The organism is Microcoleus sp. MON1_C1 (assembly GCF_036701945.1).
Lineage (GTDB): Bacteria > Cyanobacteriota > Cyanobacteriia > Cyanobacteriales > Microcoleaceae > Microcoleus.
Genome location: NZ_JAUBRO010000015.1, coordinates 44279 through 66345 on the forward strand (window position 1 = coordinate 44279; position 22067 = coordinate 66345).

Genomic DNA, 22067 nt, shown 5'->3' on the forward strand with positions numbered 1-22067 from the left:
ATTAACATAGCAAGTTCGATCGGCAACTGTCAAGTAAAGTTTCCGATGTAGAAAATAGAAGGAAGAACACAAGGTTATGGGTAGGAGGGGTGAGTGCTCGCCCGGTAAGGGAAAACAGACTCGGATCGTTTACAAACCGCTATTTTGAGGCGCCTCTTAAGATCCCCGCGAGAGATAAACCCATCCAACACCCGCCATCTTGTTAAAATAAATGAACGTAGCAAACTAAAAGCGGTCAATCTTGGCAGTCTTCAACATTGGGCAAAGCAATATGAAAAATTCTTGGAAACACGCATGGCTGGGGCATCTAGCTGTAAACAAAGACAAGTCGAGCCAGAATCCTAAAAAATCAATTCCAGGACGGAATCTTTGGCGCATCCTGGGCAGTTTGGTGATTTCTCAAGGAATATTGCTCTCGACCCCGGTGTTTGCCGACAGCGCGCCAAACACCATGAGTTACAGCCAACTGATCGACAACATAGAAAAAGGGCAAATCAGTAAAATCGAAGTAGACGAAACTCAAAAAACTGCCAAGGTTAGGCTAAAAAATCAAAAAAGCGATCAGACCCAATCAGTTAGTCTGTTCGACTACAACAACCGAGAACTGTACTCGCAAATCCGTGCCAAAAAGATTGACTTTGAAGTCAAACAAACAGCCGACAACGCCGCCGCAGTCAGTTTAGTAGTAAACTTGCTAGTGATTTTTGCAGTGTTGGCAGTGTTGATGGCCATCCTGCGCCGATCGACCCAATCTCAAGGAAATGCCATGAACTTCGGCAAATCCAGAGCTCGTTTCCAAATGGAAGCTAAAACCGGCGTGATGTTCGACGACGTAGCAGGCATCGAAGAAGCTAAAGAAGAACTGCAAGAAGTCGTAACCTTCCTCAAAAAACCCGAACGCTTCAACGCCATCGGCGCCAAAATTCCCAGAGGAGTTCTGTTAATCGGGCCTCCAGGAACCGGCAAAACAATGCTGGCAAAAGCCATCGCAGGCGAAGCAGCCGTCCCCTTCTTCAGCATCTCCGGTTCCGAATTTGTCGAAATGTTTGTCGGAGTCGGCGCCTCCCGCGTCCGCGACTTGTTCCGCAAAGCTAAAGAAAATTCGCCCTGCATCGTCTTCATCGACGAAATAGACGCCGTAGGAAGGCAGCGCGGCGCTGGTATCGGCGGCGGCAACGACGAACGCGAACAAACTCTCAACCAGTTGTTGACAGAAATGGACGGCTTTGAGGGTAACAGCGGCGTGATTGTGATTGCAGCTACTAACCGGCCCGACGTACTCGATACCGCCCTGCTGCGGCCCGGCAGGTTCGATCGGCAAGTAACGGTAGATTTACCCAGTTACAAAGGGCGTTTGGGGATTTTGCAAGTTCACGCGCGCAACAAAAAACTCGACCCAGAAGTTGCCCTAGACACGATCGCCCGCCGCACTCCCGGCTTTTCCGGCGCCGACTTGGCAAACTTGCTCAACGAAGCAGCTATTCTCACAGCGAGGCGTCGCAAAGATACGATTACTAACCTAGAAGTTCACGACGCGATCGACCGAATTACGATCGGGCTTACCCTCAACCCGCTGCTGGACAGCAAGAAAAAGTGGATGACAGCATACCACGAAGTTGGACACGCCTTAGTCGCGACCATGCTCAAAAATGCTGACCCGGTGGAAAAAGTAACGATTATTCCCCGTTCCGGCGGCATCGAAGGCTTTACTAGCTTTGTACTCGATGACGAAATGCTCGACAGCGAAGGTTTGAGGAGTCGGGCTTTGCTGCTAAACCGAATTAAAGTAGCTTTGGGGGGACGAGCGGCGGAGGCCGAAATTTATGGCGATGCTGAAATCGACACCGGTGCCGGTAGTGATCTCAGAAAAGTTAGCAGTCTCGCGAGGGAGATGGTAACGCTTTACGGAATGTCGGATTTGGGGCCTGTGGCTTTGGAGAGTCCGAACAATGAGGTGTTTTTAGGCCAGAATTGGAATTCGCGATCCGAGTATTCCGAAGACATGGCAATCAAGATCGATCGCCAAGTCCGGGAAATTGCCTGTGAGTGCTACGAAGAAGCTCGCCGGATTATCCGCGAAAACCGAGCTTTGGTAGACAAACTTGTAGAAGCGCTGTTGGATGAAGAAACCATCGACGGCGACGAATTCCGCCAAATTGTCGAGCGGTACACCCAGTTGACCAAAAAAGAGTTGGCACCAACGTAAAGAGTCATTAGTCATTGGTCATTAGTCATTAGTTATTCAAGTTTGTAGTGATGACTTTATTCCTCATTCTCCAAAAAATAAGGACTTTAGTCCTTACTACAAACTCAAAAAAATGACTTTTAACTAATTACTAATGACTACTATAGCAATCCTTGCAGGAGTCGTAAATTTTTACCCGACCCCAACCCTCCCCTTACGAAGGGGAGGGAGTAAGAAATTAACAAATGATGCGAGGATTGCTATCACTACTAACTAATGAGAAATTAAGATTGTTGCGCGTACATTTCCCGAAGTACCAAAGCCGGGTCTACCCAGCGGCCGCCGTACTTCAATCCCCAGTGCAAGTGAGGCCCACTCGTGCGGCCCGTCATCCCAACTCTGGCAATTCTCGCACCCGCAGGCACTGTTTGACCTTGCCAAATTTGCACGGTACCTTCGCTATCGGTATAATAACGCCCGCCGTTAGCTGTTAGCACTCGGCCTCTGAGGTGACAGTAGATGTGTTCCCAATTTCCCGATCGCACCACCATACCAGTGCCGCATCGGCCATCTTCCCAAACTTCCACAATTTGCCCGCCCCACCAATTGCGGATATAGCTGCCTTCCGGGGCGGCCAAGTCCAAACCGTAATGAAAATCCCCGCCACGGGGGCCGAAGGCGGAAGTGTATGTTTCAAAGTTTTCGACTGGAAAAGAAGCTTCTTGCCACAAATTACCCGTCGCTACTCTGTTTGGTAAGCCTGACTGAGCTTTGACTACCTGCTGCTGCAAATAAGGGCTGATCAAAACAATGCCGATCGAAAGTGCCAGCAGCAGCATCTGTCTGAGACGAAAAAAGCGTTTTGCCGTCAGCGGGCCTCTAGAGTTTTGCAGGATTTTTTTCACGGCTCAAAGTTAAATGTGTGTGCGAGTGTGCGTTGTCTGTTAGGCTCACATCTTGCACCAATGTCAATAAAGCTTTCAGGGTCGGGCTTTCCGGCCCACGCCACAAAAAAATCATTCTTTGTGGGGTGGGCCGGAGAGCCCGTTTCTGAGGTGCAAGATGGTAAGTTATGCCAATTCGCTGCAAGATTGGCTTTGAGCTCTACCCGCGATCGCGAATCAGTTTAATAACAACGTGTATCTTACTCCATCCAAAACCCGTGTCAAGGCTTCCGGGAAAATGCCCAGGGGTGATAAAAAAAAATTGGCCGAGGAATTGCTGCTGCGGTTGAATTCGATCGAGCTTTTGCTTGACACTATAGTTAAGTTCGGAGATTTTGGATAACATCCAAAATCTCAAATTCATCACAAACATCAAGCAATGCTTACTGAAATTTTTCCCTTTAGTTTTGCCATAGACGCAACTGCGATCGCCGGTGCGTCCTTGTGGTCTTTGGCCCTGTACTGGGGCCTGTCGCCCCTGACAGAATGGGTAATCCTGCAACTCAACCGCTGGATGAATTTTGCCGAGAGATCGCTCTACACCTCGGAAGCCGAGTTTGAAAGAACCCGCCAAGCGAGAGAAGCTCAAAATGCCTTTTACGCTTCGCTGTTGAGCATTCTGCCCTTTTTGATTGCGGGCGGATTGTGCAATTGGGGCGTAGAATTTTCTCTGGGTACTGGTTGGGCGGTATCTATGGGTACGATCGCCTGTATTGGCGGCGGCGTTTACGAACTCGGCCGCCGAGACGCTCAATCTTAGGCGATTTTAGATTTTGGATTTTGGATTTTGGATTGCTGAAGATATTCCGGGATTCGCAGGGTTCTAGAATGGACGATCGTCTCAAATCCAAAACTCAAAATCTAAAATAGACGAGCAATTACATAAATCTTTGATAGGGCCGGTCAACCGCAGATGTAAGGCAAATAAACACAGATAAACGCAGATAATTTTAAGAATAGTTATTGTAGGGTGCGTCAGTTGTACAATCTTCGCTAAATACAGATCGTATTGTTGCTGACGCACCCTACGGCCTCAGATTCACTAATTATGTAGGGCACGCACTGCTCACCTTACGTCTGATTTGGGGATAAATCAAATGAAATACCAACCAGAACCAATATCATTAAATCAAGCCCGCGCCGCCTTCCAAAAAATCTGGGGATACGACGACTTTCGACCACCCCAAGGAGAAATCGTCGGTAGTTTATTAGCCGGAAAAGATACAATTATAATTATGCCGACAGGTGGCGGCAAATCAATCTGCTTTCAACTGCCAGCTTTGTTGCAAACAGGCTTAACTTTGGTTGTTTCGCCGTTAGTCGCACTGATGGAAAATCAAGTGCAAGAATTGCGCGATCGCAATCTTCCTGCTTCCCTCCTCCACAGTCAATTGCCAACAGCGCAGCGCCGACAAACTATGCAATCGCTGCAACAAAACAAATTAAGATTGCTGTACCTGTCTCCCGAAACGTTACTCAGCAAGCCTGTTTGGGAAATTATCAGTCAGCCGCACATCCAAATCAACGGTTTAATATTAGATGAAGCTCACTGTTTAGTGCAGTGGGGTGATACTTTTCGACCAGCTTACCGCCGTTTGGGAACAGTCCGACCTGCTTTGTTGAAAGCTAAACCAGCAAACAGTAAAATTGCGCTCGCCGCTTTCACCGCTACCGCAAACCCGGAAGCACAGCAGACAATCAAAAATGTCTTGCAACTGCAAAAACCAGAAGCCTTTCTGCTAAGTCCCTACCGTTCTAACCTGCACCTGCAAGTGCAGACTGTCTGGACGCCGAGAGGACGCAAGCAGCAATTATTAAATTTTATCAAAGAGCGACAAAAACAAGCAGGTTTAGTCTATGTCCGCACCCGAAAAGATAGCGAAAATTTGGCGGATTTGTTGGACGCAGCAGGTTATGAAACAGCAGCATATCATGCAGGTTTGAGTCCAGAATCACGACGAAAAATAGAAACAGCTTGGCTGAACAATGAGCTTAAATTCGTGACTTGTACGTCAGCATTCGGGATGGGAATTAATAAGCCAGATGTCCGGTGGGTTGTTCACTTTCAAGCACCTTTGCTATTATCGGAATACATTCAGGAAATTGGTAGAGGCGGACGCGACGGCAAATCGGCGATCGCCCTGACATTGATTAGCGAACCGACGGGTTTGCTTTATCCTGAAGATAAACAAAGAGGGCAATTTTTTCAAGATAAATTGCGATCGCAATACCGAGAAGCTCAGCAATTAGCCAAAAAACTGCCAGTTAAAGGCGATATAGAAGCAGTTTCTCGTGAATTTCCCGAAAGCGATCTCGCCCTTTCAATCTTGCACAGCAGCGGACAATTAACATGGCAAGATCCTTTTAATTATGCGATCAATAAATCTCCACAGCAAAAAGGGGAAAAACAAAACTTTAGCGCAGCGGAAGAAATGGCAAAATATCTCAAACATCGAGAGTGCAGGTGGCAATTTTTGCTGCAAGCTTTTGGTTTTACCAAGGAAGCTACATCAATGCGCTGCGGCCACTGCGATAATTGTCGATAGAATTGACGATTATACTCAAACGACTTAACCACTCCGACCAAAGAAACCGGGTTTTTTACCCAGTCTGCGGGCCCAAAGGAAGTATTGCGGTGAAAAAAACCGGTTTCTCGCTAGCCGTGCGATCGCGAACTAACTCACAGATGTTATGATGAGGATATTTGCTTTACACACTTGGCAAAAAATAGTAAAAAGTAAGTCAGGAACCTCAGCCTAAAGGCATGAGGCTTGAAAGAGAAATCTAACAAGCCATCCTGCCCAGCCTAAGTCTTAACTGACTACGTTTTTTGAGTCACGACACCGGGCGGATGCGAAGCTAGTCCCCTGCTCTGTCGCTAGTAGTTAAACAACTTTAAGGTCACTGAAGTAGTGCTGCTAGCCTAACAAGCTCAGAAAACCTTGGCGAAGCTAACTTTACCCCAGAAATGGGAGTTTGAGGCAACCATACCTCATCGGAGGGGCAACCATACCCCTCCACCCCGCGAGGGGATTTAAATTAATGTAAAGCCGTGCTTTTAGCACGGGGTTTCTACCCATTTTTCTGATGATAGAAACAGACACTGCGGCACAGATTTACACAGTAGAAAATACAGAGGAATTCGATCGCAGTAATGTCAATCAGCGATTAGATATTTGGCTGTCAAACCAGATACCGGACTTATCCCGATCGCGAATCCAAACTCTCATATCACAAGGCAACGTCAAAGTCAACGACGAAACCTGCACCTCGAAAAAAATATCAGTAAAAACGGGCGATCGCATCCAAATTATCCTACCTGAAATCCAAGCCACAAACTTGCAGCCCGAAGCAATCCCCCTCGACATTCTCTACGAAGACGACAGCCTAATTATCATTAACAAACCAGCCGGATTAGTCGTCCACCCAGCCGCCGGACACCAAGACGGTACATTAGTCAACGCTCTGTTAGCCCACTGTCCCCTAGCAGAAATAGGCGGAGTTCAGCGGCCGGGAATCGTACACAGATTAGACAAAGATACAACGGGTGCGATCGCGATCGCCAAAACCGACATAGCCCACCAACACCTCCAAGCCCAACTCAAAACCAAAACCGCCCGCCGCGAATATTTAGGCGTAGTTTACGGAACTCCCAGCAGTGAAACAGGCACAATAGACCTACCCATCGGGCGGCATCCCACAGACCGCAAAAAAATGGCGGTAGTACTAGTAGAAAAAGGCGGTCGCCCCGCAGTTACTCACTGGACAATCAAAGAAAGAATCGGCAACTATTGCTTAATGCACTATCAATTAGAAACCGGCCGCACCCATCAAATTCGCGTGCATACAGCGGAAATAAAACATCCGATTGTGGGCGACCCGATGTACAGTTCCAATCGTTCTATCGGCGTCAATTTAACCGGACAAGCCCTCCACGCATGGCGGCTGACATTGCAGCATCCCGTCACAGGAGAATTAATAGAGGCGATCGCACCTTTGCCCGATCAATTCAACACCCTGCTAAAAATATTGCGGTTGCGGGCTAATATTTGATAATTGGTATAGCAGTCACCAAAGCTTTTAGGGCAAGTCGCCATCAGGCGTTGAGAATTTTATCTACCTTGATTGCTTTGTTCAACATTCCCTCCAGGATATTGTTTCTACCTTAACTTTTTTTAATAGCACAAGTATCACTTAGATGCTAGTGCAAGTCTGGGATGTTACTGGTCTGTGCAAATTTGTTGATGTCAAACATATCAAGGTAGCGGTTTGTCTCATTTCTCCCCATCTTATCTACTTTTATAGGAGCGATCGAGTTCTTGCAACCCTGACACCAGATTGCCCAGTTCCATGACGTAAGCACCCCTAATCTTCTTTGTGTTGCTAAAACTCACCTTGGCATCGCTAAATACAACTACTGGAGTGACCTTGGTTAACTTCTTAGCTTTTTTGATAGCTGTGACTTCTTTGGCAATCTGTGCCAGAAAGTCTTTCTCAAAATCTCTCAATTTCCCGTAAGATAGACGCTTGAGCGCATCCCCATCCAACATAACTACGGTTGAGTGAGACTTCACATCAAGGATAAAATTGACTCCTTTAGGCGATCGCAGCCACACATCGATATCGCCTACTTCCGGCAATCTTAAGTTGTACTCAGCTATCCATCCAGATTGGATTAGCGACTCCAAAACTTGCTGAGTCTTTTCTTCACCACAGGCCCCTTGGTCAAATCTCTGAGACGACTTCCAAAACGTTTTCCCGTCCTCAATGAACGGAAGGGCGATTAATGCCCCTATCACAATAGCTGCGACCAAAAATAAAGGAGCAAAAGGTGCTACCGCGTATACCAGCAGTGGCAACAACACTAGCCCTGTCGCGGCACCGTACCTGTATAAGGCTTTGGTACGAAGCTGTTTAGCATGGCGGCGCAATGGTTTTCCAGCATCTTCGTTATATTGCGGCTGCATAAATGCACCTATGCACTTAGAGTTGACAATGAGAAAAGGTCGAATTATTTTTCTTCCTTCTTCCCTCTTCCTTCTTCCCTCTTCCTTCTTCCTTCTTCCCTCTTCCTTCTTCCCTCTTCCCTCTTCCCTCTTCCCTCTTCCTTCTTCCTTCTTCCTTCTTCCTAATGACAAAAAATTATGAGTCCCGAGTTTTGGATTCCAAGTTTAGTAAAAAACTCAAACCTCAAAACTCAAGACTCAAAACTCTCTCAGCCTAAAAGCCGATCGATTCAGTCGATCGCCCGACACAAATAATTGCATCAGGGCAGTATCAATTACCGGCGACGGGGAACCATCGAGTCGATATTGATATTAGCCAGAGGCACGCGCGGCGGCGGAGTAGTAGGAATGGGCATATTGCGCGCCATACCCAAATAGTTCGACGGATCGCCAGCCTTCGGCTGCTGTTCTTGAGGAACAAAACGGCGGACACTTGTCTGCCAGATGATTTGCGGGAAGCCAAGCTGCGAACGGTGGTATTCGCTGTAGCGGGGCGTCTTCAAATTGAAAGGAGTGTCCCCTCCAACTCGCTGAGGCAAAATTCGGCGCTGCTGGTAAGGTATTGTGTCATAGCCGAACTTTTCGAGGTACTCTTCGCTATTGACCAACTCGTCAATAAAGCCTTGAGGCCCCTTATTGGCTACTACGATCGACCAAGCAATCTTTTCGCGCTCGCTGTAAACATCCCGGCCCAAAATGCGCTGCACGCACATTTCCACAAACCGATAGTTGCTGTTAGTTTGGTAATTCCGCTCTAGGAAAGGAGAAGAAGTCGCCAAACCGCGAATAAAGTCCCGCACAGTAATTTGGCCGAACTTAAGTTGCGACTCCAAAGACTTTTGGCGGTTGCTCTTGAGGATTTGGTGTTCGCTGTAAATCTGGCGATATCCAGCCCAAATCAAATTGTCCATGTCTCCAGGCGAGAGCACATTTTCAGTTGTGAAAATTCTCGGCTGCTCGTCGCTCCCCACTTCAAAACCAGCAACGCGCTGGTTTTGGCTCTTGGGGGCGTAGCTTAATAAAGGTAGCGCCACGTTAAAATCTCCGTTATCTCAAATTTCAGAAATAGTTGACACCGTGAGCTGCCAGCATAACGGATACAACTAACCAACATACAGATTAGGGGATTCCCGCAATCTAAATCTGATTTTCCTGAATTTTTGCAACAATCTGTAACATTTGTTGACTTTGGGGAAGGAAGAAGGAAGAAGGAAGAGGGAAGAAGGAAGAAGGAAGAAGGAAGAGGGGAGAAGGAAGAGGGGAGAAGGAAGAGGGGAGAAGGAAGAGGGGAGAGGGAACTTAGGCAGAAAGAAGGCTCGTTCCCCGGGAGCGGGCAGGAACGCCGCTCGGCGAGGCTCTGGCTCGTCAAACAGGAGGCAAACGGCTCCCGCCAAGCATTCCCAGGCAAAGCTGGGGGAACGAGCTTAAGAGCTGGGGAACGAGCTTACAAATTACCAGCCCAGAGCCGAATAAAACTCGCTGGCGGGTACTTGAGCTGCTGCGGGTTCTGATGTTGCATCCGAGTCTGGTTGCACCCGAATTTCGGTACAAAAAGTCGATGTGCTGAAACCGCCAAAGCGTTTTACGCTACTCGTCCGCATCCGCACGTTCGGATTAGCAAACCAGAAACGCTCGATCGAACTCATCGTCTCGTATTCGGTAATCAGCAGCAGCCCATCCTCATCATCCATCTCAAAACGGCCAGCCACCGGCACAATTTCCGCATAGCCGCGTTCCCGCAACATCAAGCCCTGGCGGGGATTTTCAGGATCGGGGACGATCGCGAACACCGTAGACCCTTTATGATTCTCATCATCCTTATCCCACGCCATCGAGCCGTGCCAAGTCACAAAAGCCCCCCCAGCAGCCCGGCTCGGATCGACTTCGTGCATCTTGCAAATCTCCGCCACTCGCGCGTCATCTGCGGCCAGGGCTGTTACCTGAATATTTGAATCCCCAATCTCCGCTTGACGAAAAGCGAGATGGTGAGTGCTGCGCTGAGAACGCCACTCCCCAGCACTGCTTTGAAAAAACTCCATGGCATCCATACGAACTAGCTCCTTTGGCTTAGGCTTCCCTGTCTTTACGCCTTTTTATGATAAAGCTCCCCTCACTTAGATGTACTTTTGCTACACAAATTAGTCTTAAAATGTCTACTTTGGACATATTGTCAAGGGAATGTTATGATAGTTTACAATGTAGGAGACACAACAAATCCTGCGAAACGTCATTCCGATCAATTTCGCATCAATCTCAGCAAACTGGAGGAGCGATTTATGGATATGCCTACAACCAGCCTCAGCATGGAACAGCAGTTCAAACTTCAAGTGCTGCGCGAAGAAGTCAAAAGGTTAAGCCAAGACCAAGCTCAGGAATACTTGCTCGAAGTTATGCGGCAAAACATGGTCAAAGAAAACCTGTTCAAGTATTGGATGAAGAAAATGTGAACTCTTCGAGCATTTCTTCACAAAAATCAGTGGCTTGTATCTGCAAAAAGTGCGATCGAGCTTTTAATCATAAAATCCCAAATCCCGCTTTCTCCAAGAAAGCGGGATTCTAAATTCACAAAAGCTTTACGGGTTTTTTTTTGTCGCTACCAGACTCAGCAAATTAAATATTTTTAATCTCTTAGAAAGGGACTTTGTTTGTGTAGCGATAGCTTAAAACCTGTCGCGGAATCAACCAAAACGGCCACTCACATAATCCAAAGTAGACTCTTCTTTCGGACTTTGGAAGATTACCTCAGTCTTGTCACACTCCACAAGATAGCCAAACCGCTTCCCATCGTCAGAAAGTTTAGCATTGAAAAAAGCAGTCAGGTCAGAAACCCGAGAAGCCTGCTGCATATTGTGAGTAACGATCACAATCGTATACTTCTCCTTGAGTTCCCGCATCAACTCCTCAATCTTAATCGTAGAAATCGGGTCAAGAGAAGCGCAAGGTTCATCCATTAACACTACATCAGGATTAATCGCGATCGCCCTAGCAATACACAAACGCTGCTGCTGGCCACCCGAAAGAGAAAAACCGCTTTGCTTTAACTTATCCTTCACCTCATCCCACAAATAAGCTTGGCTGAGCGATTTTTCCACCAGCTCATCCATATCCCCCTTATAATTGTTCACCCTCGCACCGTAAGCAATGTTGTCATAAATCGACTTGGGGAAAGGATTCGGCTTTTGAAACACCATCCCAATCTTGCGGCGCACCTCCACAGCATCAATATCAGGATCGTAAAGATTTTGACCCTGGTAATCAATTCTACCCTCTAAACGAAAACCGCTAACTAAATCGTTGAGGCGGTTAAAACATCGCAGAATTGTACTTTTACCGCAGCCCGACGGCCCAATCAAGGCAGTAATGCGATTTTTAGGAATCTCCATTGAAACATTTTTAACCGCGTGAAAACCGCCGTAAAAAATATTGATATTTTCTGTCCGTAAAACTGTTTCCGCTTGCTTGTCTAAATCCATCATCATACAGCTAACTATCCAATCGAATTTTACAAAATAAGGAGAAGATGAGAGTGCGAAAGTTGGAGATGGGGAAAATCTTCCTTCTTCCTTCTTCCTTCTTTTTACCCGTTCGCCAAGTCGAAGGCTCTTCTTCCTTCAATACACTCAATACACTTTTTTGTGAGTAGCCCAGCGAGAAAGAATACTCGTCAGCAAAACCATCATCACCAAAATCAAAGATGCCGCCCAAGCCAATTCTTTCTGTGCCTTAAAAGGAACCGTTGCAAAGTTGTACACCAAAACCGAAAGACTCGGAGTTGGCTTATCAAATCCTGCCGGCCAAAAAGGCGAATTTAGTGCCGTGAAAATCAAAGGAGCAGTTTCTCCCGCAGCGCGAGCAATTGCCAGAGTCACACCCGTTAAAATAGCGGGAATTGCCGCAGGCAAAACCACCTGCAACACCGTTTGATAATTAGAAGCACCCACACCAACCGACGCCCATCTAATATCTTGCGGGACTATTTGTAGAGCTTCGTCAGTAGTCCGCACAATCGTCGGCAACATCAGCACGGCCAGCGCCGCGCCCCCTGCAATTGCCGAAAAACCTCCCATATTTACCACGAACAAACCGTAGGCAAATACCCCTGCAATAATCGAAGGAACTCCGCTGAGGACATTAGTAGCAAAGCGCACCCAGCGAGCGATTTGGCCTTTGCTAAATTCAGACAAATAAACTGCTGCCAACACGCCAAAAGGAACAGCAATTAAAGAAGCAATTCCCACCGTCATCAATGTACCGAGAATTGCATTAGCAATACCGCCTCCCGATAGTCCGGGCGGAGGTGGCAGCTTGGTAAACAAGTCTAAATTCAGGCGATTGAAACCTTGTACGGTGACGTAGGAAAGCACTGCAAACAAAGGCAAAAGACTAATTGCTAAACAGGCTCCTGCTAGTACCGTCATCGCGATATTGAACAGCGATTGCGGACTGCCTTTAACCTTCTTCAAACTGCCTGGATTCGAGGCAAAAGGATTGCGCTCTTCCGATGAGAGATTTGACATAAATCAACAATGTATGGGAATTTGCGGCAAACTTTTAGTTATACTTCGCTCTGACTTGAGAAACAATCCACTCTGCCAAAATATTAACAATCAGTGTCAGAATAAACAGAATTAGCCCCGTGTACATCAGAGCTGCTACTTGCAACCCGGAGGCTTCCGCAAACTGATTTGCCATCAAAGAAGCAATAGTATTTGCCGGAGCTAGCACTGAAAGACTTAACTGATTGGAATTGCCAATTAACAGAGTTGCAGCCATTGTTTCTCCCATGGCGCGACCAAGCCCGAGCATAATTCCGCCGACAATGCCGGAAAAAGCCGCTGGTACGAGCACTCTAAAAATTGTTGTCCAGCGAGTAGCTCCTAAACCTAAAGATGCTTGCCGCAATTCGGGCGGGAGACTTGCCAAAGAGTCACGGGAGATAGCAGTAATAATGGGCAAAGTCATGATTCCCAAAATTACTCCGGCTGGTAACATTCCCGGGCCCACAGGCGGAGTGCTAAAAATCGGCAGCCATCCGAAGTTACTGTTGAGAAACTTTCCGATGCTGCTAATAATGGGAATCAATACAGCAATTCCCCACAAACCGTAGACTACGCTGGGAATGGCAGCTAAAAGTTCTACTAAAAAAACCAAAGCTGTACGCACTGGCAGCGGCAAAAAATCTTCACTCAAGAAGATTGCAGTCCCTACTCCTAATGGTACAGCAATTAGGAGCGCGATCGCCGAACTGACGATCGTCCCGTAAATCATCGGCAGCGCGCCGTACTCTTCTTTAACCGGATTCCAGCTACTGCCAAATAGAAAGCCCAAACCGTACTGTTGAATCGCAGGTAAAGCCCTATAAGCAACGGTGAGCGCGATTACCAGCAAAATTACCCCAACTCCTATTCCCAAAATCCGAGTCAGCCAGATAAAGCCTTGGTCTAAGGATTTTTCTGCCCCAGAGCGCGATCTGCTCTCTGATTGAGTGCTCTGATTATCTGAAATCATAGAAAAAAAAACCAAATATATAGTAGCGGAAAATAGCCTGTTTCAGAAAAAGCGAGAAGGAAGCAGAAACAAAGACCATAAATCAAATCACATAGGGGCGGGTTGATTCATCCCCTAACTTTTCAACAAATATTTCTGGTAAAACCCGCCCCTTGTATTGTGAAAGAGGTAGATGGCGATTTGCCGGCCAAGCGGGGGCGGGTTTATCAGATTATTGATTTTAGGCAATTATGGTTGGTGAAACCCGCCCCTACACAGATGCACCGATTGTTACATAGAAGAGGGGCGGATTTATTAATCCCCTGACTTTTTAACAAATATTTCTGGTAAAGCCCGCCCCACAGAAATATCTCTCTTCGTTCTTCCTGGTTTTTACCCGCACGCGCAATGCCGAAGGGCTTTTTTCCCTCTGACAACGGACAACAGTCAACAGTCAACAGTCAACACTTACTATTGGGCAACCTCAATCTTGTAATCTGCGCTGATGCCGTCAGCGGCCGCGGCTACTTTTTCTTTAACGTTTTGGGGCAGAGGAACGTAGCCCAATTCGGAACTAACTTTTTGACCTTCAGTTAAGCCGTATTCAACCATCGCCTCGATTGCTTTAGCTTTGTTGGGGTCCGCAACTGTTTTGGGTACGAGCATCCAAGTGTAGGTGACAATTGGATAGGATTGAGCGCCTTCGGGGTCTTCGATAAATGCTCGCAGGTTTTCCGGCAGCGGCACAGTTGCTAAAGCTTGAGAAGCTGACTCGTCGGTAGGTACTACAAATGTGCCTGCTTTGTTTTCCAAAGATGCAAATTTGAGATTGTTGTTTTTGGCGTAGCCGTATTCTACGTAGCCGATGCTGCCGACGGTTTGCAGGACTTGGGCTGTGACGCCTTCGTTGCCTTTTGCACCGAGAAAAGTACCAGTTGTGGGCCACTGTACGGTTTTGCCGTCGCCTACTGAACTTTTCCAGTCGGGGCTGATGGTACTCAGGTGTTTGGTGAAGACGGCGGTGGTACCGCTGCCGTCGGAACGGTGGACAACTGTGATGGCTTGGTCTGCTGGCAATTTAGCGCCCGGGTTTGCCGCTGCAATTTTGGGGTCGTTCCAGTTGGTAATTTTACCGGCGAAGATATCTGCGTAAACATCCCGTGGCAGTTTCAATGGTTCGGTTAAGTCTGGTAAATTGTAGCCCATGACGATACTGCCGGCTGTCATGGGCAGCAAGATGACGCCTTTGTCTGCTGGAACTTTGGCGATTTCGTCGTCTTTCATGGCGGTGTCGCTGGCCCCAAAGTCTACTGTGCCTTTGGTAAATTGTTCGACTCCGGCGCCGCTGCCTACTGATTGATAGTTAATTTGTACTTTGGGGTTGATTTTGTTGAAGTCTTGAAACCAACGCTGGTACAGAGGGGCGGGGAATGAGGCGCCGGCTGCGGTGATGGCTACGTCTGAGGCTAGGGCGAGTTTGGTGTTTGCTGCTGTGCCGGTAGCTGCAACGGGTGATGCTGCGGTGTCGCCGGGGCTAGGGCTGCTGCTCGTGGTTGTGGTCTCGCCGCCGCAAGCTGCTACACTCAGGGCGATCGCCATAGCGGAAATTGCAGTAGTCAAACGGTTTGGATTAATCAAGTTGAGACGAAAAAGCATAGGTATAAAAAATCTGCGATCGTTATATGGGTGTCCCGCATCAGCATAGCGCGCAAAAGTAAAGGTTAGGTTAAGAATCTTTACACTTAATGGCAAATTAATATTAATTAATATTATGAATGTTATTTATGAGCTTGACGATTGTGGATTTATAAGATATAGGCCGCGAAATAGCTACGGAAACAAGCAGTCGATCGCCCGATCGCGAAAAATTCCCCATTAAATTATCACAAGATCCAGGCTTGAGAACCAGAAAACCATACAATGATGGTTGTTTTGACAGTAGTGCTAGTATTAAGAATTTAAAAGCTGCGGGCATTGAAGCTTGCATCTGACAAATGCCTTCTGCCTTATACGTTCTGACAAATGCCGTTTGATGATAATGCCTGCTCCTATTGAATTAATCTGGGCTGTTATTGGTTTGCTCCTGACGATAGGAGGCACTTTTTTGCCTGCATCTGTCACAATTCCTATTGGGTTGTGGGACGATCGAGGACTTCAGGCGTACTCTTTAGGTGTTACCTATCAAATTGGAGCCGTTTTGCTAGTAGGCTGCATGGGGGGGAAAAATGCTGCGGCTCTCTCGCAAATTGCCTATTTAGCATTAGGATTAACTTTGTGGCCAGTTTTTTCTCAAGGCGGCGGCATCGGCTATCTCAAAGAAGCGAGTTTTGGGTATTTGCTGGGTTTTGTGCCTGGTGCTTGGGTGTGCGGCTGGGTGGCTTTTAAGGTGGCTTCGCGGCTGGAATCTATGGCTTTTAGCTGTTTGTGCGGTTTGTTTACTGTGCACGCGATCGGCTTAATTTATCTAATTTTTACTTACTGGCTGCCTCCCGCAAAAAAAACACCTTTATTCGATGAGATTCTTAAATATTCGGTTTATCCCCTGCCGGGACAATTGGCAGTAGTTTGTGCGATCGCAGTGCTGTCATTTACTTTGCGCCGCTTGATGTTTTATTAATTGCGAAGGAAGAAGGAAGAAGGAAGAAGGAAGAAGGAAGAAGGAAGAAGGAAGATGTAACGGGTAATTGTGCAAAATAAGGTTATACTATACATTGCGAAACGGGAGAGTCATCTCGCTGCGGCTCGGATTGCTTTGCTGCACTGCATTCTGCTCGCGATGACAAGTGAGATTGGAGTAAATTCTCTCATGCCCGATGCCCCATTTTCTATTGCTTAATTCATGCGTTTTAAAAGAAATCCCTTGTTCTGGATTGCTGCGGTTATCAGTTTAGTTTTAGACCACCTGACTAAGTTTTGGGTGGTACAAAATTTTGAATTGACACTTCCTCCGCAGACGCAGCCGCTGTTACCTGGGGTGTTTCACTTCACTTATGTTGTTAATACTGGTGCCGCTTTTAGTATGTTCAGCAATGGCGGGGCGATTTGGTTGCGCTGGCTGTCTTTGGGCGTTAGTGTGGGATTGATGGTGCTGGCTTGGTTCGGACCGCGAATTAACCGCTGGGAACAAGCTGGCTACGGTTTGATTTTGGGGGGAGCACTGGGGAATGGGATCGATCGATTTGTTTCGGGCCACGTTGTAGATTTTATCGATTTTCGGCTGATTCGCTTCCCCGTATTTAATCTAGCCGATGTGTTTATTAATGCTGGGATTATCTGTTTGCTGATTGCAACTTTTCACAGTGCACCGCCTACTCCGACTACTCCGAGAACTCAGGACGATCGCAATTCTCTTTCAGAGTAGCTTTGAAGGAGCAAGAAGGAAGTTCGCCAACGAATTGGCATTATTGGGATGTCACGGATGTAACAGCTAACTAACGGTAGGGTGCGTCACGGGGGAGATTCTTAGTTTGTGGTCGCCACATTCAACCCTGACGCACCCTACAATGACTTTGGTAATGGCTTAAAATGAGATAAGAACAGACCTATTGTTAAAACTAAATTTGCCCGTGACTCCTAATCCCTTTGCTCAAGAACGCTTACTATTTGCCCCAGCAACGCCCGATGCTGATGCTATCCCGACTATTTTTGCTTTTCCTAACGAGTACACGGTGGGTATTACCAGTCTCGGCTATCAGATAGTGTGGGCAACTTTGGCTGTGCGATCGGATATTGAAGTGGGCCGTTTATTTACTGATATCCGCGAACAACTTCCCCGAAATCCAGAATTACTGGGATTTTCGCTTTCTTGGGAACTAGACTATGTAAATATTCTCAATTTATTGGAATCTCTAGAAATTCCGATTTGGGCGTCAAAACGAACTGATAATCATCCGATAGTATTCGGCGGTGGCCCGGTTTTTACGGCTAATCCCGAACCTTTTGCAGATTTTTTTGATGTGATTTTGCTGGGAGATGGCGAACATCTCATTGACAATTTTATTGATGCTTGTAAAGAAGTCCGTAAAGCCGACAGACAAACTAAATTGCGGCATTTAGCCCAAGTTCCGGGAGTTTACGTCCCCAGTTTGTACGAAGTAACTTATCTGGATGCGGCTGAGGGTATTAAATCGATTCAGCCTGTCGATTCGGGAATTCCCAGTATGGTTGAAAAACAGACTTATCGCGGCAATACTTTATCTGCTTCCACTGTGGTGACAGAAAAAGCGGCTTGGGAAAATATTTACATGGTGGAAGTGGTTCGGAGTTGTCCAGAAATGTGCCGTTTTTGTTTGGCAAGTTATCTGACTTTGCCGTTTAGAACTGCGAGTTTGGAGAGTTCGCTAATTCCGGCGATCGATCGCGGTTTAGCTGTGACTAATCGTTTGGGTTTGTTGGGTGCTTCTGTCACCCAGCACCCGGAATTTGAAGCGTTGCTGGATCATTTGAATCATCCGAAATACGACGGCGTGCGGCTGAGTCTTTCTTCGGTACGGACGAACACGGTGACAGTTAAACTAGCAGAAATATTGACCAACAGAGACAGCAAATCGGTGACAATTGCGGTGGAAAGTGGGAGCGATCGCCTCCGCACAATCGTTAACAAAAAACTCACAAATGACGAAATTATCCAAGCTGCTATCAATGCTAAGGCGGGTGGCTTAAAGGGAATTAAACTTTACGGGATGGCGGGAATCCCGGGTGAAGAAATGGAGGATTTAGAGGAGACGGTGGCGATGATGCGGGCGATTAGAAAAGCCGCTCCCGGTTTGCGGTTGACTTTGGGATGCAGCACTTTTGTTCCGAAATCTCACACTCCTTTTCAGTGGTTTGGAGTGAATAAAGATGCGGAGAAGAGGCTGAAGTTTTTAGATAAAGAATTGCGTAAGTTAGGTTTAGAATTTAGACCCGAAAGCTATAACTGGTCTGTGATTCAGGGTTTGTTGTCAAAGGGCGATCGGCGGTTGTCTCGGCTGTTGGAATTAGTGCGGCATTACGGCGATACTTTGGGCAGTTATCGGCGGGCATTTAAGGAGTTGCGGGGACAGTTGCCGGAAATGGATTATTATGTTTTTCAAAAGTGGGAATTGGAGCAGGTTTTGCCTTGGAGTCATTTAAAAGGGCCGCTACCCGAGGCGACTTTGAAGAAGCATTTGGCTGAGGCGACGAGTCATTTTAGGACGAAGGATTTGCAGTTGACGACTTAGGAAATAGCGGGATGCAAAACATTAAAACTAACTGTTGCTGTTTGTACTGATACAGAGGATAATACTGCAAATGCTGAAACGTGGCGATCGCACTTAACTGTCTAGCCCAACGATAGAATGCCCAATTTTAAATATTCGTCGCTAATTAATGCCACCGTTGAAGCAGTCTGGAACTTTCACGAAAGGCGGGATCTTCTGCAACTTTTGACCCCGCCTTGGCAACCGGTTCAAGATAAGATGAGGAGCGACATACTATAATACAATTATGGCAGAAGTCCAACCCAGGGAAATTCAGCGTTATGTTGCCTCAGACGGTCAAGTGCCGTTTGATAACTGGTATGATTCGCTCCGAGATAGCAAAATTTCAACAATTATCAATAAAAGACTTAACCGAGTTATTTTGGGGAATTTGGGAGATTGTCAATCAGTTGGAAATGGAGTCTTTGAATTAAGGATAGACTATGGCCCTGGTTTCCGAATCTATTTTGGGCAAGTAGGAACAACAATTATACTTCTTCTGTGCGGAGGAGATAAAAGCACTCAAGACCGAGACATTCGCCAAGCAATAGAATACTGGACAGATTATAGGAGTTAAAAAAATGCCTAAAAGTTTACCGTATCATGACTTTTTGATGGCACGGCTAAAAAACCCCAGTTATGCGGCAGTCTATCTCGAAACTCATTTTGAATTAGATGAAGGCGAAGAACCTGACGAAGCATTGCTGAAACGATCTCTGGGCGATGTAGCTGAAGCTCTAGGTCAACCAAAAATGACTCCAGAAGAATATGAATTGCACTTAAAAAAACTGGATGAATTGCTATCGCTACAAGGAAGTGATGCGATTTATAATCTGGCAACTTGGCTGAATGCTTTGGGATTGAAACTAACAGTTGCTGTTTGTACTGATACAGAGGATAATACTGCAAATGCTGAAAGGCGATCGCACTTAACTGTCTAGCCCAACGATACAATGCCCAATTTTAAATATTCGTCGCTGATTAATGCCACTGTTGAAGCAGTCTGGAACTTTCACGAAAGGCCGGACATTCTGCAACTTTTGACTCCGCCTTGGCAACCGGTGAAAATCATTCGCCGCGAAGGGGGACTCGATGTGGGTGCTGTATCAGAATTTCGCCTGTTATTGGGGCCGATTCCTGTAAAATGGGTGGCGACTCACACTGAGTGCGAACAATATCGCTTGTTTGTTGATGAACAAACTGAGGGGCCGATGGCACGTTGGACTCACCGACACGAGTTTACCTCAGAAAATGGCAAGACTAGATTGACAGATGCGATCGCATTTTCAATACCGGGCGGCCCGATTGTCGATTTGTTGTTAGGTTGGTGGGTGGAAATGCGGTTAACAGATATGTTTCGCTACCGCCACGAAGTCACAAAAAGAGAGTGCGAAAAAAATGCAAACAACGGCTGAATATTACTGTGCTTTCTGCGGCGAACCGAGTACAACTTTTGTTGATATCAGCGGTGGTATGGAACAATCTTATATCGAAGATTGTCAAGTTTGCTGTCGCCCGAATGTTCTGTATGTCAGAATAGATGAAGATACTCTCGATATTGAAATAGATACTGACTATCAAGAATAAGTGACTATCAAAATGTATGAATTGCCTGTGATGCAGACTGGGTAGAATTCATAAATTTTGAAGCGGCTGCTTCTACGAAAGCCTTAAAAATTCGAGAGTTGAACGAACAGTTTGGCGACATTTCCGGGTGCCATTGAATTGCTATCATCCAAGGGTGATAGCAGTGTTCCATTGCTTCTACTAAAGTGTCAGGTGCATCGGCTACAATTCGCCAATCGGAGGTTACCTTCCGCACAGCTTGATGATGCCAGGAAACAACTGTTGTTGAAGTTTTTCCCATAATTTTTGCTAGCCGACTGGTTGGCTCAATTTCAATGGTATGCTCGATCGCACGTGGCGGAATTCCCGATCCGTGATTAACCTCGTCTCCGTAAGCATCCGGTACGTGAATCACCAAACTGCCACCGCTGGCTACGTTCAGGATTTGCATTCCCCGACAAATCCCCAACACAGGTATGTCAGCCTTCAAAGCTAGCTTTGCTAAGCTTAATTCAAAATTGTCGCGTTCTGCATTAACCGAGTAAACTGTGCGATCGACATAACCGCCATAAAGTTCTGGGTTGATATCTCCGCCCCCGGAAAAAATCAAACCATCTACTGCATCCAAAATACTAGCGGGATCTAATTGATTGGGGGGCAGTAAAATCGGAATGCCACCAGCCGCTTGAACTGCATCAATATAAGTTCCATTTAAGCGATATTCGCCTGCTGGACAGCGGTTGTATGTTGTGATGCCAACAATCGGAAATTTTTTCATTTGCTAGAGATTGGGAGATAATGATTTAGATTAATACTCAGATTTTGCACTATTTGTAATCAGTTTTTTATGGGCGGACTCGAAGTCCACCCACAATAAAACTTACTTACTTATTGTGGAACAGTCATCTTGCCTGTTTTTGTCTGCTTTATTGTGATTGATTCCTACATTAAACTGATAATTTCCTCCACTGCTGTCTAATTGGTAACAGTTTGAGTATTAGTTTCGGGCAGCGGTTTGCGCGTACACAGATAAGCCAGTGGCCCGAACAGCGGCACTAATGTTAAAGCCCAAAATGCTGTAGACTTCTGCATTTCTCGGCGCGTCATGTCGTCTCCCAACAAAGCCGGAAATAGTAGGCAAAGCAGACAAAAATCTAAACTCGTTACGTGGATAAAACGGCTGGTTTGCCACTGTCCAATAAAATCCGACCAATCGCCTTTTGTCAAGCCAAATGCAACCAACGCAGCAGCGCCTAATGTTAAGAAAATTCCAGTAAAACGGGAGTCTAATATCTTTAAAAAGATATTTTTCTGACCTGGAAATTCTCGATTCGGTTCGCGCAGGGCTAAATAAGGCAGCAAGGCAAAGGCGCCGACGCCAAAGGATAAAGTGGCAAATAGCCATGCAGGTATTTTCTGGCCCCTGCCGTCAGTAAATAAGATGCAACTGTAGATGAGCGGCCAGACTCCCATGATGTAGAACAACGCTACAATTAAAGGGTTGATGTCTGATATTTTGCCTGTGGAAAGATTGGTAATTAGTGTGATGGTTTCTGGGCTGTTGGGTGGTGCAAATACAAAGGCGTAGGTGGTAAATGCAATCCAAAGCAGCCAAAATCCAATTTTTCGGAACATAGTTAGTTTTCTTTACTTCTGA

24 protein-coding genes and 1 pseudogene are annotated in these 22067 nt (G+C 46.5%); 14 read left to right on the forward strand and 11 right to left on the reverse strand.

Annotated features, from left to right (window positions below):
• The first annotated feature begins 271 nt into the window (after positions 1-271).
• Positions 272-2206 (forward strand): ATP-dependent zinc metalloprotease FtsH, encoded by a 1935-nt coding sequence (gene ftsH, locus QUA62_RS10700; protein ID WP_333403859.1) that lies wholly within the window; start codon positions 272-274, stop codon positions 2204-2206.
• 263 nt (positions 2207-2469) lie between these two features.
• Here the strand turns inward: ftsH and QUA62_RS10705 are convergent, their stop codons facing one another.
• Positions 2470-3090 (reverse strand): M23 family metallopeptidase, encoded by a 621-nt coding sequence (locus QUA62_RS10705; protein ID WP_445243744.1) that lies wholly within the window; start codon positions 3088-3090, stop codon positions 2470-2472.
• A 199-nt stretch (positions 3091-3289) separates the two neighbouring features.
• The gene (locus tag QUA62_RS10710; protein ID WP_333217386.1) at positions 3290-3475 is read right to left on the reverse strand and encodes a hypothetical protein; all 186 of its coding nucleotides are present in this window, start codon (positions 3473-3475) and stop codon (positions 3290-3292) included.
• Positions 3476-3508: 33 nt separating this feature from the next.
• Here QUA62_RS10710 and QUA62_RS10715 point away from each other — a divergent pair, with 33 nt between their 5' ends.
• The 3 genes from QUA62_RS10715 (at position 3509) to QUA62_RS10725 (ending at position 7182) form a co-directional block, all read left to right on the forward strand.
• Positions 3509-3889, forward strand: coding sequence for a hypothetical protein (locus QUA62_RS10715; protein WP_333403861.1), 381 nt, complete (start codon positions 3509-3511; stop codon positions 3887-3889).
• Between the two features lie 337 nt (positions 3890-4226).
• Positions 4227-5675, forward strand: a complete 1449-nt coding sequence (locus tag QUA62_RS10720) for an ATP-dependent DNA helicase RecQ (protein WP_333403863.1) — start codon at positions 4227-4229, stop codon at positions 5673-5675.
• Between the two features lie 541 nt (positions 5676-6216).
• On the forward strand, positions 6217-7182 hold the full coding sequence (locus QUA62_RS10725) for an RluA family pseudouridine synthase (RefSeq protein ID WP_333403865.1): 966 nt from the start codon (positions 6217-6219) through the stop codon (positions 7180-7182).
• 236 nt (positions 7183-7418) lie between these two features.
• Here the strand turns inward: QUA62_RS10725 and QUA62_RS10730 are convergent, their stop codons facing one another.
• Complete coding sequence (locus QUA62_RS10730) at positions 7419-8267, reverse strand: NERD domain-containing protein (protein ID WP_333403867.1); 849 nt, start codon at positions 8265-8267, stop codon at positions 7419-7421.
• A 143-nt stretch (positions 8268-8410) separates the two neighbouring features.
• Positions 8411-9169, reverse strand: a complete 759-nt coding sequence (locus tag QUA62_RS10735; RefSeq protein ID WP_333217391.1) for a phycobilisome rod-core linker polypeptide — start codon at positions 9167-9169, stop codon at positions 8411-8413.
• 126 nt (positions 9170-9295) lie between these two features.
• Here QUA62_RS10735 and QUA62_RS10740 point away from each other — a divergent pair, with 126 nt between their 5' ends.
• The gene (locus QUA62_RS10740) at positions 9296-9646 is read left to right on the forward strand and encodes a hypothetical protein (RefSeq protein ID WP_333403869.1); all 351 of its coding nucleotides are present in this window, start codon (positions 9296-9298) and stop codon (positions 9644-9646) included.
• Here QUA62_RS10740 and QUA62_RS10745 read toward each other — a convergent pair.
• A complete protein-coding gene (locus QUA62_RS10745; protein ID WP_333403871.1) occupies positions 9587-10183 on the reverse strand; it encodes a phycobiliprotein lyase in 597 nt (198 codons plus the stop codon). The two genes, QUA62_RS10740 and QUA62_RS10745, sit on opposite strands and share 60 nt — an antisense overlap.
• Before the next feature lie 135 nt (positions 10184-10318).
• Here QUA62_RS10745 and QUA62_RS29355 point away from each other — a divergent pair, with 135 nt between their 5' ends.
• On the forward strand, positions 10319-10582 hold the full coding sequence (locus QUA62_RS29355; protein ID WP_006635534.1) for an NblA/ycf18 family protein: 264 nt from the start codon (positions 10319-10321) through the stop codon (positions 10580-10582).
• Between the two features lie 231 nt (positions 10583-10813).
• On the opposite strand, the gene pstB is transcribed toward QUA62_RS29355, so the two are convergent.
• From pstB to pstS, 4 genes are all read right to left on the reverse strand, one after another.
• A complete protein-coding gene (pstB, locus tag QUA62_RS10755) occupies positions 10814-11614 on the reverse strand; it encodes a phosphate ABC transporter ATP-binding protein PstB (protein WP_190657593.1) in 801 nt (266 codons plus the stop codon).
• Between the two features lie 141 nt (positions 11615-11755).
• The gene (pstA, locus tag QUA62_RS10760; RefSeq protein ID WP_333403872.1) at positions 11756-12652 is read right to left on the reverse strand and encodes a phosphate ABC transporter permease PstA; all 897 of its coding nucleotides are present in this window, start codon (positions 12650-12652) and stop codon (positions 11756-11758) included.
• A gap of 34 nt (positions 12653-12686) precedes the next feature.
• A complete protein-coding gene (gene pstC / locus QUA62_RS10765) occupies positions 12687-13643 on the reverse strand; it encodes a phosphate ABC transporter permease subunit PstC (protein ID WP_333403874.1) in 957 nt (318 codons plus the stop codon).
• A 450-nt stretch (positions 13644-14093) separates the two neighbouring features.
• Positions 14094-15278, reverse strand: a complete 1185-nt coding sequence (pstS, locus tag QUA62_RS10770; protein WP_333282160.1) for a phosphate ABC transporter substrate-binding protein PstS — start codon at positions 15276-15278, stop codon at positions 14094-14096.
• 382 nt (positions 15279-15660) lie between these two features.
• Between pstS and QUA62_RS10775 the strand changes: the two genes are divergently transcribed.
• From QUA62_RS10775 to QUA62_RS10810, 8 genes and pseudogenes are all read left to right on the forward strand, one after another.
• Positions 15661-16239: a biotin transporter BioY gene (locus tag QUA62_RS10775; RefSeq protein WP_006635529.1), complete on the forward strand. Its 579-nt coding sequence runs from the start codon at positions 15661-15663 to the stop codon at positions 16237-16239.
• Between the two features lie 222 nt (positions 16240-16461).
• Entirely contained in the window at positions 16462-16983 is a 522-nt protein-coding gene (gene lspA, locus QUA62_RS10780) for a signal peptidase II (protein ID WP_333403875.1), read from the forward strand.
• A gap of 205 nt (positions 16984-17188) precedes the next feature.
• The gene (locus QUA62_RS10785; protein WP_333403972.1) at positions 17189-18826 is read left to right on the forward strand and encodes a radical SAM protein; all 1638 of its coding nucleotides are present in this window, start codon (positions 17189-17191) and stop codon (positions 18824-18826) included.
• Between the two features lie 117 nt (positions 18827-18943).
• Positions 18944-19057: pseudogene (locus QUA62_RS10790) on the forward strand (SRPBCC family protein); the annotation flags it as partial.
• Between the two features lie 34 nt (positions 19058-19091).
• Positions 19092-19421: a type II toxin-antitoxin system RelE/ParE family toxin gene (locus QUA62_RS10795; RefSeq protein WP_333403877.1), complete on the forward strand. Its 330-nt coding sequence runs from the start codon at positions 19092-19094 to the stop codon at positions 19419-19421.
• 4 nt (positions 19422-19425) lie between these two features.
• Positions 19426-19785, forward strand: a complete 360-nt coding sequence (locus tag QUA62_RS10800) for a transcriptional regulator (protein ID WP_333403879.1) — start codon at positions 19426-19428, stop codon at positions 19783-19785.
• Between the two features lie 12 nt (positions 19786-19797).
• Positions 19798-20259 carry an SRPBCC family protein gene (locus QUA62_RS10805; protein WP_333403881.1) on the forward strand — a complete coding sequence of 154 codons (462 nt, stop codon included), beginning with the start codon at positions 19798-19800 and terminating at the stop codon, positions 20257-20259.
• Positions 20243-20431 (forward strand): CPXCG motif-containing cysteine-rich protein, encoded by a 189-nt coding sequence (locus tag QUA62_RS10810; RefSeq protein WP_006635525.1) that lies wholly within the window; start codon positions 20243-20245, stop codon positions 20429-20431. The genes QUA62_RS10805 and QUA62_RS10810 overlap by 17 nt, the downstream gene beginning before the upstream one ends.
• A 7-nt stretch (positions 20432-20438) precedes the next feature.
• Here QUA62_RS10810 and QUA62_RS10815 read toward each other — a convergent pair whose 3' ends face one another.
• Both QUA62_RS10815 and QUA62_RS10820 read right to left on the reverse strand, forming a co-directional pair.
• The gene (locus QUA62_RS10815; RefSeq protein ID WP_333403883.1) at positions 20439-21188 is read right to left on the reverse strand and encodes a gamma-glutamyl-gamma-aminobutyrate hydrolase family protein; all 750 of its coding nucleotides are present in this window, start codon (positions 21186-21188) and stop codon (positions 20439-20441) included.
• A 197-nt stretch (positions 21189-21385) separates the two neighbouring features.
• The gene (locus QUA62_RS10820) at positions 21386-22045 is read right to left on the reverse strand and encodes a DUF2834 domain-containing protein (protein WP_333403885.1); all 660 of its coding nucleotides are present in this window, start codon (positions 22043-22045) and stop codon (positions 21386-21388) included.
• Positions 22046-22067 lie beyond the last annotated feature (22 nt).

Excerpts from the sequence above, each read along its gene's own strand:
- ftsH (WP_333403859.1), top strand. The coding sequence starts at position 272 with ATGAAAAATTCTTGGAAACACGCATGGCTGGGGCATCTAGCTGTAAAC.
- QUA62_RS10710 (WP_333217386.1), bottom strand. The coding sequence starts at position 3,475 with ATGTTATCCAAAATCTCCGAACTTAACTATAGTGTCAAGCAAAAGCTC.
- QUA62_RS10715 (WP_333403861.1), top strand. The coding sequence starts at position 3,509 with ATGCTTACTGAAATTTTTCCCTTTAGTTTTGCCATAGACGCAACTGCG.
- QUA62_RS10720 (WP_333403863.1), top strand. The coding sequence starts at position 4,227 with ATGAAATACCAACCAGAACCAATATCATTAAATCAAGCCCGCGCCGCC.
- QUA62_RS10725 (WP_333403865.1), top strand. The coding sequence starts at position 6,217 with ATGATAGAAACAGACACTGCGGCACAGATTTACACAGTAGAAAATACA.
- QUA62_RS10745 (WP_333403871.1), bottom strand. The coding sequence starts at position 10,183 with ATGGATGCCATGGAGTTTTTTCAAAGCAGTGCTGGGGAGTGGCGTTCT.
- QUA62_RS29355 (WP_006635534.1), top strand. The coding sequence starts at position 10,319 with ATGATAGTTTACAATGTAGGAGACACAACAAATCCTGCGAAACGTCAT.
- pstB (WP_190657593.1), bottom strand. The coding sequence starts at position 11,614 with ATGATGATGGATTTAGACAAGCAAGCGGAAACAGTTTTACGGACAGAA.
- pstA (WP_333403872.1), bottom strand. The coding sequence starts at position 12,652 with ATGTCAAATCTCTCATCGGAAGAGCGCAATCCTTTTGCCTCGAATCCA.
- pstC (WP_333403874.1), bottom strand. The coding sequence starts at position 13,643 with ATGATTTCAGATAATCAGAGCACTCAATCAGAGAGCAGATCGCGCTCT.
- pstS (WP_333282160.1), bottom strand. The coding sequence starts at position 15,278 with ATGCTTTTTCGTCTCAACTTGATTAATCCAAACCGTTTGACTACTGCA.
- QUA62_RS10775 (WP_006635529.1), top strand. The coding sequence starts at position 15,661 with ATGCCTGCTCCTATTGAATTAATCTGGGCTGTTATTGGTTTGCTCCTG.
- lspA (WP_333403875.1), top strand. The coding sequence starts at position 16,462 with ATGCGTTTTAAAAGAAATCCCTTGTTCTGGATTGCTGCGGTTATCAGT.
- QUA62_RS10795 (WP_333403877.1), top strand. The coding sequence starts at position 19,092 with ATGGCAGAAGTCCAACCCAGGGAAATTCAGCGTTATGTTGCCTCAGAC.
- QUA62_RS10800 (WP_333403879.1), top strand. The coding sequence starts at position 19,426 with ATGCCTAAAAGTTTACCGTATCATGACTTTTTGATGGCACGGCTAAAA.
- QUA62_RS10805 (WP_333403881.1), top strand. The coding sequence starts at position 19,798 with ATGCCCAATTTTAAATATTCGTCGCTGATTAATGCCACTGTTGAAGCA.
- QUA62_RS10810 (WP_006635525.1), top strand. The coding sequence starts at position 20,243 with ATGCAAACAACGGCTGAATATTACTGTGCTTTCTGCGGCGAACCGAGT.
- QUA62_RS10815 (WP_333403883.1), bottom strand. The coding sequence starts at position 21,188 with ATGAAAAAATTTCCGATTGTTGGCATCACAACATACAACCGCTGTCCA.
- QUA62_RS10820 (WP_333403885.1), bottom strand. The coding sequence starts at position 22,045 with ATGTTCCGAAAAATTGGATTTTGGCTGCTTTGGATTGCATTTACCACC.